This is a genomic window from Lewinella sp. (assembly GCF_050633125.1).
Classification (GTDB): domain Bacteria; phylum Bacteroidota; class Bacteroidia; order Chitinophagales; family Saprospiraceae; genus Lewinella.
In genome coordinates this window covers 128,448-140,287 of the sequence record NZ_JBOEFX010000039.1, presented here as the reverse complement: position 1 = coordinate 140,287, position 11,840 = coordinate 128,448, and the positions used below count along the sequence as shown (strand labels likewise).

Sequence of the window (11,840 nt, the reverse complement as noted above, 5' to 3'; positions counted from 1 at the left end):
TAGTTTCCATTCAAGTATAGGGGAATCTTTATCAAGTTATCTCCCCCCATAAACCATCCCCACATGAGGAATTCCATCTTCCAGGTAGATTTCGCCTACGGGGCTGAACCCTACAGAACCATAATAGCCCTGCAAGTGAGCTTGTGCGGATAACTTGATGGGGACCTCTCCCCAAATAGCTTTGGTTCGCTCAATAGCGGTTGTCATAAGGGGACGACCCAGCTTTTTGCCACGGGCAAAGGGTGCGGTAATCACTCGGCCAATAGCGGCGTAATTTTTGTAGCTACTTCCCACAGGAAGCAAACGGACGTAGGTGGCTAAAGCACCGTTTTCCGTAAGGCCTAATAAATGGTAGGCTTGCTGGTCATTGCCATCTGCGTCGAGATAAGGGCAATGTTGTTCTACAACAAAAACCTCTTGACGTAATGCGAGTAGTGCATACAGTTGGTCTTTACTCAGGTCATCATAAGAAAGGCATAGGTAGTTAATCTTCATGTTTGTAAGTTGTCTGATGGCTATCTTTCAGTTCTAGTGGTATTATTTCACCAACTTGGCTCGATAGTATTGCTTACTTGAACCATGTTGCAAGCTGAGGATATAGTTTCCTTGTGGTAGTTTCTTTATGTCAAGTAAGGTTCCCGGAGTATAAGCCATTTGGCTTACGAGCTTTCCTGAGGCATCTAAAATACGCAGACTGTAAGTTCCCTCTGGTAAATCAATGCTGATGCTGTTTTGAGCAGGGTTAGGAAATACTTCGACGGCTAGAGGTGTAGATGTAGGATTTCGGGTGCTACTTGTCGGCCCCTGAGCATCTACGAAATGGGCTAATAAGCGTATGTAAGCAGCCTGGTAAGAAATAGAAGGCTCGGTGATTTCCCAGGAGTTTAGCGGATAACCATCGTTAAACTCCAGGTAACTTTTTAGGGCAGGTTGGTTAGCGGGAGGGGATAAGGTCGTTACTGAAAAACCGGGGTTCGGCCCACCAGTGACGTACCCAGGCGCAGGGCCTTTGGCAGAGGTAAGTGCATTGTCGTATTCGGTTTGGTCGTAAAACCAAGTGTGGTAGATTTCATTGACACAATGATCCGCTCCCAGGTCATACATGTTTGAAAGCATCACCATGCCCAATGGGTTCAGGCCATGAAAATAATGAAGATGCTCGGTTCCTTTTCTGATCATGCTTGGTGTGTCGCCGTCTAAATTTTGTGCTGCCAGACTGAGGTTAAGCGCAGCGTAATAGGACTTTGGACGATTGCTTCCCCAGTAATACGACCAGGAAGGCATGAAACTCCGATATAGGTCGTTTTCTTGCCAACCGAAAAAGCCATTCCAGTTATTGTTTACTGCATTCTCTACGGAACCGCGAATATTTTGCTGGATAACAGCATCGGCATTGCTTAGGCTTAGGTAGTATAAATAAGCATCTTGTTGAAATAAAACATCTCCTCCCCAATAGCCATTCGAAAGAGGGGCGATCGTTTGGTAATGGTCTTGAAAGAATTGCTGATAGGTATTATCGTCAGTTAATGCATAAAGATATACTGCTGCGGTAAGTAGCGACCTCAATTGCCCATCGGCATTGTTGTCAGCGTCGCCAGCAACAATGCTACCATCGTCACAGTTGGTCTCCAAAGTTCCGGCATTAAAGTGAGGGAGAACATAGTTGAATGCTTGTATGGCCTGACTTTGTAGTTGGTTGGTATAAGCCTCATCAATGTCACTAAATACGAGCGCCGCGTGCGAAAACATACTGGCTACGGCTGCTGAAGCGGCGGTGCAAGTAGGGCCATAAAATCGTTGATCTGTATTGGCACTGGGGGGAGAGCTGGTGTTGTCACTATAATTTGAACTGCCCATTTTGATGTGGGTGCTACCGTCTGTATTGACCATTTTTTGCAACCAATCCAGCTCCCATTTGGTCTCATCCAGGATGTCGGGGCGATTATTGCCGCTCTCGGGGATGTTCCAATCATCGCCAAAGGCTTGAGGGTTTTCCTGAAAGGCGGTCAATAAATCATGAATTGCCCCTTCTGCAAAGGTGACATACTTGTTGTAGTCGCCAGCATCGAACCAGCCTCCTGACAGTTCTTTTTCCAGCGAAGCATTTCCCGCATCATAGATGTAACGACAATTGGCATCCTGTAATGGGTTCATGAAATTTATGCCATCCGTCCAATCAGGTTCTGCGGAAGGTGCTGATTTAGGCGCATTGCAACGGTTGTAGTAAAACATTCGCCCAGCAGCGTGCAATACTTCCCGGTAAGGGTTTTCGATAACTTCAAATGTGGCTGATCGTTCGTCGTTGGTCGCATCGTAGAGGTAGTAGCTGCCTTCGATGGTGAGGTCGGAAAAGTCTACCCACCAGCCCCGGTCACCGGAGATGACGTCCAATTCGCCGTTGTCATAGCTGGTTGGGCTTGCCGTCATTACGATTTCATCGCTCAGAGCGTCTCGGATTTCCAGAATATTGGCTGGGGTGTAGGTATCGGCAGCGTTAAACCCTACTTGTGGGTCACTCAATACGGCCACTTTTTCTGCATCAGGCCAATAACCGAATTGATCGATATGGATAAATGTGCTGGTTTGGGCAGGAAGAAAAATGGCACTTACGAGTAAGCAGCTAAGTAATAGGATGCGAGGCATGGTAGGAACATTTTTTAAACAGCGGCTAAGTTACCAACTTGTAACAGAACAGTAAGCTTGATTTTAGTTGGACTTTTGCCGGAAGTCCAGCTAAAAAACCTATTTTGCCTACATAGAACACTAAAATCCTACTATGGCCAAAGTTTATAAAACGCCCGGTGTCTACATCCAGGAGCAAAGTGCTTTCCCAAATTCGGCGGTGCCCGTTTCTACGACTGTTCCTGCTTTTGTGGGGTACACCGAAAAGGCGGTCTACAACAAAAAAGATGTAGCGCTTAAGCCTACCGAAATAACTTCTTTGGAAGAATTTATAAATTACTTTGGTAATGCTCCTAAGACGACCTATTCCATAAAGAATATTCGACAGCAGGATCCGAATAGCGTCTATGAAATACAGCTCAAAAGCAATCGCTACCTGCTTTTTTATAGTATGAAGTTGTTCTTCGCCAATGGCGGAGCAAATTGCTATATTGTTTCCGTAGGCGATTATAGTAACCCTGTGACCCAAAACGACCTAGAGAAGGGGATAGAAACCCTTGAACAAGAAGAGAAGCCGACAATGCTGGTTGTGCCTGATGCGGTGCTTTTGGAAAAACAGGAATGCTACGCCGTACAGAAAACCATGTTGGCGCATTGTGGTTTGCTCCGCAGCCGGGTAGCCATTCTGGATATCTTTGAAGGCTTCAAAGAGAATCGCCCCGGCGACGATGTCATTACGAACTTTCGGGCGGGAATTGGTAGCAATCACCTGCAATGGGGCGCGGCCTATTACCCTTGGGTAGAGACGACCATTGTAGCTGCCAATGAAGTTGATTTTATGAACATTGACAATGGATCGTTGGTTGCCCTGATTGAGATACTCAAAGAAGATATTGAGCTACAAGTCAAGGCTGGCCTGCTAAAGCAAAAGCGAGCAGACCAGGTCAATGGAATCATTGAACAACTTCGGCCAACGAAGGCTATTTCTTTAGCAAATAGGAGTAAAGCAGACGGCAATAAACTGATTTCTAAAAAAGAAATTCACCAAGGGTTACTGGCTGTTCAGTCGATTTATAAAAGGATCCTGCAAAGTATACGAGAGCATCTGAATCTGCTTCCTCCCAGTGGTGGAATGGCTGGTGTTTATACGATGGTTGATAATACCAGAGGTGTATGGAAAGCCCCCGCAAACGGTTCTATTAGCTCCGTCGTAAAACCTACAGTAAATATCACCAACCAAGAGCAGGAAAATCTCAATATTCCACTCGATGGAAAAGCAGTGAATGCGATTCGGACTTTTCCTGGCAAGGGAGTACTCGTATGGGGAGCGCGCACACTGGATGGTAACAGTATGGATTGGCGCTATATCAGCGTACGGCGTACGGCTATCTTCATTGAGCAATCCATAAAATACGCTGCTGCGGCTTTTGTTTTTGAACCCAATGATGAGCCGGTTTGGATCAACCTGAAAGCGATGATCACTAACTTTCTCACAAATATTTGGGCGCAAGGTGCCTTGGCGGGAGCTACACCGGAAGATGCTTTCTTTGTGAAGGTTGGCTTAAATTCCACTATGACTCCGGAGGATATCCTAAATGGATGGCTTAGGATAAGCATAGGTGTAGCGGTTGTAAGGCCTGCCGAGTTTATCATCATCAACCTTCAGCAGAAAATGCAAACACAATAAAACAAGACCCACTATGGCTAAATCCCCGCTCATTGAATCCCAAGATCTTGTCTCGTTAAGTGTACTCATCGAAGGCACCGCATTGGATGATACGTTGGCTGTTAATAAAATAGAAATCACTAGTAATATTGGTGAAATGCCTTCGGCGGCCGTTGCTTTTAATGTTCCCTTTGGCAGTGCTTTGAAGGCTGCCATGGAGAAGCTTTCACCTGGAAAGAGTATTGATATCAAACTAGGGTATCAGCATGATAATCAATTGGTCTTTTCAGGAATTATTACCAATCAGTCGACCGAAAGTACCGAGTTGCAATGGTTGACTCTTGTTGTTCAGTGCTACGATAAAGCCCTTGTGCTGGACCAGGTGCAGGATACTCGGCTTTTTAGTGATCTTACCGACACGGAAATTATTAACACCTTAGCCAAAGAAAGCGGGCTACTTACGGAAGTAGATGATACCAAGGTCAAGCATCAACGACTGAGTCAATTTCAAATGACAGACTGGAGTTTTATTCAAGCTCGAGCTAAGGCCAATAACTTACTGGCTTACGCCGAAAATGGGAAGATTTTAGTAAAAGCAAATGCTATCAATAGTGAGGCCGACCTATTGCTTACCCAAGGCAAAGATGTGCAGGCGTTTAAACTGAATACTAAAGTAAACGAATTTCCAAACCTACGGATTGGTGCAAGGAATATACTGAGAAAAGGAGGGAAAGGTGCTAAAAAAATAAAACAAAAACCTAGCAGCATAAAAGGCGCTACTACGGCGGTTACAGCTTCAGGAGAGCTCACCTTTATCGGTAATGCCTCACCACGCTTGAACAGCACCATTGAGCTAGCTGAATTTGGAGAGCAATACAACGGCAAACAATTGATTACTGGCTTTCATCATCTGGTAGAAGAAGGCCGCTGGGAAACAACTGTTAACGTTGGGCTAGAAACAGCGGCTGCCGCAAAGGCCTCCTCTCAACTTCCCGGAGTACTTCCCGGAAAGGTTTTGTCTCTTGAAGGAGACCCCCTTGGTGCTTACCGTATTTTAGTAGAGATTCCAGCACTGGATACTACAGGTAGCGGAGTCTGGTCACGCTTGGCTAATTTTTACGCTAGCACAGGGAAAGGTGCTTTCTTTTTACCGGAAATAGGGGACGAAGTTATTCTGGGGTTTGAGGAAAATGACCTGGGCCAACCCGTTATTCTGGGCGCGCTTTATAGTTCGGAAAAGGCTCCGCCATTCTCCATAGAAGATGATAATCATCTAAAGGGCATCCTTACCCGAAGTGGCCTGAAACTGGAATTTGATGATGACAATAAGCAGTTGACGTTAGCTACGCCAGCTAGCAATACCATCGTGTTGTCCGATGATGAAAGTAGCATCGCCATCAGCGATCAGCACGGCAATCAAATCACTATGGACAGTGATGGAATCAAAATCAAAAGTGGCAAAGATATCAACCTGGAAGCGACGGGTAATATCAACCTGAAAGCAAGCCAAAGTATTGCTGCGAAGGCTTCAGCGGGCAATTTAACAGGAGAAGGAGTACAAGTACAGCTTAAAGCCCAAGCTAGCTTTTCTGCCGAAGGAGGAGCACAGGCAGAGGTGAAGTCCGGTGGAGTAACTACTGTCAAAGGAAGTATGGTCATGATTAATTAAGCATCAAATTGTTTTCTGTAGAACTAAAACTAAAAACTTATGCCACCTGCAGCAAGATTAACAGATATGCACGTTTGCCCAATGCAAACGCCGGGAGTACCTCCAATTCCACACGTAGGCGGCCCGATTGTGGGGCCTGGTAGCCCAACGGTATTGATCAGCGGCATACCCGCTGCCGTATTAGGTGATATGTGTACTTGTGTGGGCCCGCCAGACAGTATTGTCAGAGGTTCCGCAACAGTAATGATTGGCGGTAAACCTGCCGCGCGGATGGGGGATATGACGGCTCACGGAGGAAATATTGTAATAGGTGACCCAACGGTAATGATTGGGGGTTAATAACGAAACAGCACAACTTGTCATGGACGAAATTAAAGATGCCTTATACATTAATAATGCCGGCCTGGTAATTTTGGCACCCTATCTTCCGCGTTTCTTCGAGATGCTGGAGATGATGGAGGGCAACTTTTTCAGGACGGAGGGCGACGCAGAGCGGGCAGTACACCTATTACAGTACTTGGCCACTGGCCAGCAAGAAACGCCCGAGCACCTTCTGGTTTTTAATAAAATTCTTTGTGGGTTACCCCTGGATCACCCGGTACCTTCCTTTGTTGAAATCACGGAATCAGAAGCTAGTATTGTTGATTCACTCTTAAATGGGGTGCTGCAGAATTGGGATAAGATGAAGGATTCTACGCCCGAGAATCTACGTGGTTCTTTTCTTATCCGCGATGGGCGTTTGGAGGAAAAAGGAGAACACTGGGCCCTTACGGTAGATAGCAAGGCTTACGATATGTTGTTGAACTTCCTGCCATGGACGATCTCTATTGTCAATTTGCCTTGTATGAAGAAGCGTGTAGAGGTGGATTGGAAGACAAGTATGGGGTAAAGTAGCCTCTTCTCAAAACGCAAACCCAAACCCAAGCCGCATCTTCAGAAATTCCCGCTTTTCGATAATGTTATTCGCTTTGCTAAAGGACCACTGTGCATTTGCATCAAGCAAAATATGCCAGTTTTTACCAAGGTAGTATTCGGCTCCCAGTATGCCCCAGGCAGCTTCGAGCAGGAGTTGCCTGCCAAGAAACTTAACCTGTACGGTAGTTTAAAAAAAAATGGTTGCCTGAGTGGTGTTCGAATAAGGTAAATAAGCCAAAATTTCTCAGCGATTAATATGGCCTAGTAGAACACGGATTAAACTGGATTTTACGGATTATTCAATAAAAAAAAACAGTGTTGATCCGTTTAACTCCTGGGAGTTTGCGACGATCACCGAAGGTAATCCGTTCGATCTGTGAGCTATCCTGTTTAATTTAGTAACTGTTTCTCCAACCAATCTCGCTCCAAAATATCCGTGACCGGAGGGAGGTTTTTAGCAAGTTCCTTTTTTCTTTCTTGTTCAAAATCAGGAATCTTAGCCATTTGGCGCACTACAGTAATAAATGCTTTTACCTGCGCTTTTAGACTCGGTTTTGCCAGTGATTGCCGGTAAATATAAACGCGATAAGCTTCCAGAAAATGGAGGAGTTGTTCAATCTCCTCACTCTCCCAATATATTTTCACCAACAAGTTTTTAGCGGCAATTGCCAGTAAAAGGTCGCTTAATTCCAGCTGGTTAAGTAATAGCTGAGCGGATTCATAATCTCCTTCATAATACTTGGTGTGAGCCAGGTTGTAGTGATAAATGTTTTCTTGTGCCGCCGTAGGTAGGTAGGCTCGGTATTTTTCAAGAAAATCAGAAGCCCACGTGATGCGACCTGTTCTTAAACCTACCGTGATGAGGTTGCTATAGCGCCAGGGGGGCAAGAATCCATGCTCTAACAACATCCCCTTTTCAATGAGGTGCGTATTCAGATCGAGATAAAATTCATAATACAAAGGATCATTGTGTAGCCTTATCTGTTGGGTGCAGTGGTTGAGTAAATACGTGTAGAAGTTTTTCAATAGCGAGGGTGGAGTGGCCGCTTCATGCGCTTTGAGCAAAGCGCGTGCTTCGCGAAAATACGCCTCTTCGGTAGCAAATTCTACCATTTTTAATACCGCTGAATAAAGCTTAATGATCACCGCTCGTTGATAGGGAAGCTGCTCCGACCAGGTTTTTACATCTTCTGCAAGTCGCCGTTCATAGGGAATATCGAGTACCAGTCCGGCGCTAGTCATCTCCAGTAGGTAGGGTAGTTTTCTGGCGAGATAAGCATGGTCCAGCGCATCGGCAGCAGCCTGTAATTCCGGATAATGAATTCGCTCGTAGTTCGTGATTGTCCGAAATTCGCTTTCCTTTAGTTCGCTCAGGTATTGCCAGTAATCAGCATCTTGATAGGGGGCATTATCCAGGTGTTTTTTTATCCGTCGTGCGGTGGCTAGGTAGTGTTTGTCGAGTTTTTCTTGCTGATAATACTGTAGCAAAAGAAGCTCTCGCCGTGGAGTATCATGGAGCACTTGATCGATAACAATACACTGCTCCAACTCTCGCAGAAGATCACTACTGCGGTAAGCAAGATTTTTTATACTGATTCCCAGAGATTTAGCAACGACTTCTTTTTTTAGTTGATCTCCTTTAAACCGGGGGGCAAGAGGGGTTAGATATAGGAATAGTGCTAGAATTTCGGTATTTTTATTAACCAACATTCCCGGCAAGCGTTCCGAGAAACGCTGCAATTGTGCCTTGGTGAGCACGCGAAATAACGCCACCAGCTTGCTTTGCTCCATAATGGGCCGATTTAGACTTGTTTAGCCGGGCCTGAATGGGCGAAAGCGCAGTAAATTTTATTTTGAACGAGGCAAAAAACGCAGACGATGCATGAGCATTGGCGAGGCTTTTTAACAAAGTACAAGATAAAATTTGCCGCTGTCAGCCATTTGAGGCTCCGGCTGAACAAGTCTATTGTTAATCAACCCTACAAAAATGCAATTTAATCTCCTATTTTGCCTGATTATCCTTAGCAGTACCTTGCTGCCCGCTCAGGTTATCTTCCCAGGTGATCTTAATAACGACGGCACCGCCAACTTTCTCGACCTCTTGCCGCTGGCAGTCGCTTACGGACAAACAGGCCCGATGCGGTTTGAAGCCACACTAAACTGGCAGCCACAGGAATCAGAACCTTGGGGCCTCAATTTGCCGGTTAGTGGCGTCAATCTGGCCTCCGTCGATGCCGATGGTAATGGAATTATTGATTCGCTTGATCTAGACGCTATTGCCTTAAATTACGATAGCATTCAGGTATTGTCGTTACCTTCACCACAGCCGTATCTGCTTACGGATACCTTTCCCGTAGAGCACCGCCCCACTTTGGAACTAAGCTTCAATCGCACCGAAGCGGCAGCAGGAGATACCGTAGAAGTCACAATTTTTCTCAATATCCCAGACCCTACCGTTTTCCCACCCACGAATCCCCCTACAGCTATAGCTTGTCGGATATCCTTCGATCCTACAATGATCAATGAAGCAAGTACCCGCTTCCTGGCGGCAGAAGATTCTGAAGACTTGATGTTCATTGGAGCGGGCACAAATAATGTCGATTTTGGGCGTTCCCCAATCTCCGGGCAGCTAGAGTTTGCCGCCGCAGGCCGTGGGCAAGGTGCCCTGGCAATGAGCAGGCCAGTAGGCAAGTTCATCATCGTCATCGAAGACATGATCCTGCTAGAGGGGAGCCCCGGTATTGATATTGATGACGCACTACTGATCAACCTATTCGAACAAGTAATCGACGTACAAGTGGAAACCGACACCCTCTTGGTTGTGGAAACCCAAACGCAGATGCCTACTTCAAGCACACTAGAAGCGTTTCCCAACCCTTGTCAAAAAAATGTACAAATTTGTGGCCTCAACAGCCAAGTCCAAACGCTAGAAATGTTTGATAGTCAAGGCCGATTACTACATGTTTTTGAACAAGTAGGCCAAAATTGCCAACAGATAAATATGGACGCCTTTCCCGCAGGTATTTACTTCTTGCGGACACAAGCGTTGGGGAATTATGAGACATTGAAGGTTGTTAAACAAGTCGAGTAAAGGTTTTTTATCTACCGAAAAAGAAAATCGAGGCGACACTTCGTAAGAAGTGCCGCCTCGACTAAGTATAAAACCGAAGGCTTTTATCGCCCAAAATTCAGACCCACCCCCACAGCAACACCATAGCTACTATTGCCACCTGTTTGGCCCCATTGCCCTTGCAGGTTGAGGAATAATTTACCGGGCGACTGCCAGCGCAAGGCTGCTTCCAGTGCGTAAGAAAATGCCGTCCTGGTATCCTCTCCAAGCTGCCAGTTTACATCGGCAATTGTGGCCGTTACGGTTTCATGTTGTTGCGCTATTCCTGCCCAAGCCCCCAGCAGTGGCTGCCATGCTCCATTGCCGAACCGGTAGTTGCCTCCGGTACGCAAGCCGATCGACTTTTGTTGGAGCGTATAGTCGCCCTGAATAGTTACCGGACTAGGGTCGGTGCTCCCAAAATCCAGGATCGTTACAGGAAAGTGCGCCTCGGTCATCGTATTGCTGTAAGCGAATTGAATACCCATTTCGCAATGCGCCCAAAACTCATTCGTCAGCGTGATCCCTCCTTGCTTGGCAGGCCGAGTGGTCGTTTCCGTGAAAACGGGAGCAGTAGAATAGGTGCCCAACCAAAACTCTCCTCCCAAGCTTTCAGCAAGCTGCTCATAAATGCCAGGCTGCTCATAGATGTTTTTCAGCAATCCTTCCATCTGATCTGTTTCAAAAGTAGTGGCACCTGGATTAACCAGCCAGCCTCCAAAGAAAGTGCCTCGGTAATCAATCGTGCGGTGCTCCTCCTTCCGATCCTCCCAGGGCAGCGCGTTTTCGTCATCGGGGTTTTGTTCTCCTTCCTCCTCCTCTTCTTCTTGTGGTGGCTCTGGTGCTATGTGAGCATTGTCTTCAAGTTCCTTTATTTTGGCCTTGATGGCTTTCTTAACTTTTTTCCAAAACGCTTTGCTCCACTTTTCCTTAATACGGCGTTCACGCTCCTCTTTATCTTCCTCGGACTTTTCTTTCGGAAGGACCTTCCAAGGATAGCGGCGCTGTAAATCAATTAATCGTTGCAGGTAATCCTCTTCGGATTCGCCAACTCTACGTTCAAGTTCTTTTAATAAACGGAGGTAGTACTTGGGGCAATCTTCCTTTGCGTGTTTATGTTGGCCCTCTTCCAGAACCCGAACAAACTCTTCGTCTACAGCAGCCTTTACAAGGTCTTCTTGCTTTTTTTGATAAGCCTCATCTTGTTTCTTATGAAAGAGTTCGTACTCTTTTAGGTCAAGGCTTTCATTCGATTCGTCATTCTCCAAGGCTCTCCTGCACGTTTTCTTGAATTTTTCAATTTCTTCCTGTAGTTTTTCGGTGAGGGCCAGCATCTCTGCATATTCCTCTCGCAACTTATCCAGGCGATTTTCCTTGCCACGGCGTTCGTCCTTTACATCCGGGCTATGCTTATTGCTACAGCGATATTCATCCAGCCAGCTTTGCCGCTTTTCAATATCCTCCTCCATTTTCTCCAACGGGCTTTTCTCTTCACCTGCGGCCACCGTATTTTGCTCATTGATCTTCTTGATAAGGTCATCAACGACCTTTTTTTGCTCCTCACAAGGATCTTTTTTTAGGTAAATGAAGCTGCTCGCTAAATCAGTGGATTTGCTTTCCAGGCTTGGAAGCATCAGTACGGTAAGGCTTAATATGAGCCAAAACATTTTTAAGTTTTTCATCGTAGTGGTGTTTAAGTTTAAAAAACAATCACTACAATATTACCCGCATGTCCTTTTGTTTGCGCGTTCAATTTCCCACGGTCTTCGAGCGAGCGAAGCTTAGGTAAAGAACCTGTTTAGCCGTATTTGCAGGTGTAAGTTGTTGGTTTTTAAAGAGATGTGAGTTGTACGTAAAAG

General features: G+C 45.9%; 9 protein-coding genes. 5 read left to right on the top strand and 4 right to left on the bottom strand.

The genetic code is table 11. The features are described from left to right. Window positions 1–36 precede the first annotated feature (36 nt). Window positions 37–495: a GNAT family N-acetyltransferase gene (locus ACRBG0_RS10085; RefSeq protein ID WP_431486772.1), complete on the bottom strand. Its 459-nt coding sequence runs from the start codon at window positions 493–495 to the stop codon at window positions 37–39. Between the two features lie 42 nt (window positions 496–537). Beyond that, window positions 538–2,643, bottom strand: a complete 2,106-nt coding sequence (locus ACRBG0_RS10080) for a glycoside hydrolase family 9 protein (protein WP_431486771.1) — start codon at window positions 2,641–2,643, stop codon at window positions 538–540. Between the two features lie 133 nt (window positions 2,644–2,776). Here ACRBG0_RS10080 and ACRBG0_RS10075 point away from each other — a divergent pair, with 133 nt between their 5' ends. The 4 genes from ACRBG0_RS10075 to ACRBG0_RS10060 are packed head-to-tail and all read left to right on the top strand — an operon-like array spanning window position 2,777 to window position 6,846. Next, the gene (locus ACRBG0_RS10075; protein ID WP_431486770.1) at window positions 2,777–4,309 is read left to right on the top strand and encodes a phage tail sheath family protein; all 1,533 of its coding nucleotides are present in this window, start codon (window positions 2,777–2,779) and stop codon (window positions 4,307–4,309) included. A gap of 13 nt (window positions 4,310–4,322) precedes the next feature. Beyond that, window positions 4,323–5,957: a phage baseplate assembly protein V gene (locus tag ACRBG0_RS10070; RefSeq protein WP_431486769.1), complete on the top strand. Its 1,635-nt coding sequence runs from the start codon at window positions 4,323–4,325 to the stop codon at window positions 5,955–5,957. A 39-nt stretch (window positions 5,958–5,996) separates the two neighbouring features. Next, window positions 5,997–6,296: a PAAR domain-containing protein gene (locus ACRBG0_RS10065; RefSeq protein ID WP_431486768.1), complete on the top strand. Its 300-nt coding sequence runs from the start codon at window positions 5,997–5,999 to the stop codon at window positions 6,294–6,296. 22 nt (window positions 6,297–6,318) lie between these two features. Then, window positions 6,319–6,846 carry a contractile injection system tape measure protein gene (locus ACRBG0_RS10060; RefSeq protein WP_431486767.1) on the top strand — a complete coding sequence of 176 codons (528 nt, stop codon included), beginning with the start codon at window positions 6,319–6,321 and terminating at the stop codon, window positions 6,844–6,846. A 416-nt stretch (window positions 6,847–7,262) separates the two neighbouring features. On the opposite strand, the gene ACRBG0_RS10055 is transcribed toward ACRBG0_RS10060, so the two are convergent. Further along, complete coding sequence (locus ACRBG0_RS10055) at window positions 7,263–8,663, bottom strand: hypothetical protein (protein WP_431486766.1); 1,401 nt, start codon at window positions 8,661–8,663, stop codon at window positions 7,263–7,265. Window positions 8,664–8,859: 196 nt separating this feature from the next. Between ACRBG0_RS10055 and ACRBG0_RS10050 the strand changes: the two genes are divergently transcribed. Then, complete coding sequence (locus tag ACRBG0_RS10050; RefSeq protein ID WP_431486765.1) at window positions 8,860–9,963, top strand: T9SS type A sorting domain-containing protein; 1,104 nt, start codon at window positions 8,860–8,862, stop codon at window positions 9,961–9,963. 83 nt (window positions 9,964–10,046) lie between these two features. Here the strand turns inward: ACRBG0_RS10050 and ACRBG0_RS10045 are convergent, their stop codons facing one another. Beyond that, window positions 10,047–11,663 (bottom strand): hypothetical protein, encoded by a 1,617-nt coding sequence (locus tag ACRBG0_RS10045; protein WP_431486764.1) that lies wholly within the window; start codon window positions 11,661–11,663, stop codon window positions 10,047–10,049. Window positions 11,664–11,840: the final 177 nt, after the last annotated feature.

Coding starts and splice junctions, on each gene's coding strand:
- ACRBG0_RS10085 (WP_431486772.1), bottom strand. CDS start 495: ATGAAGATTAACTACCTATGCCTTTCTTATGATGACCTGAGTAAAGAC.
- ACRBG0_RS10080 (WP_431486771.1), bottom strand. CDS start 2,643: ATGCCTCGCATCCTATTACTTAGCTGCTTACTCGTAAGTGCCATTTTT.
- ACRBG0_RS10075 (WP_431486770.1), top strand. CDS start 2,777: ATGGCCAAAGTTTATAAAACGCCCGGTGTCTACATCCAGGAGCAAAGT.
- ACRBG0_RS10070 (WP_431486769.1), top strand. CDS start 4,323: ATGGCTAAATCCCCGCTCATTGAATCCCAAGATCTTGTCTCGTTAAGT.
- ACRBG0_RS10065 (WP_431486768.1), top strand. CDS start 5,997: ATGCCACCTGCAGCAAGATTAACAGATATGCACGTTTGCCCAATGCAA.
- ACRBG0_RS10060 (WP_431486767.1), top strand. CDS start 6,319: ATGGACGAAATTAAAGATGCCTTATACATTAATAATGCCGGCCTGGTA.
- ACRBG0_RS10055 (WP_431486766.1), bottom strand. CDS start 8,663: ATGGAGCAAAGCAAGCTGGTGGCGTTATTTCGCGTGCTCACCAAGGCA.
- ACRBG0_RS10050 (WP_431486765.1), top strand. CDS start 8,860: ATGCAATTTAATCTCCTATTTTGCCTGATTATCCTTAGCAGTACCTTG.
- ACRBG0_RS10045 (WP_431486764.1), bottom strand. CDS start 11,663: ATGAAAAACTTAAAAATGTTTTGGCTCATATTAAGCCTTACCGTACTG.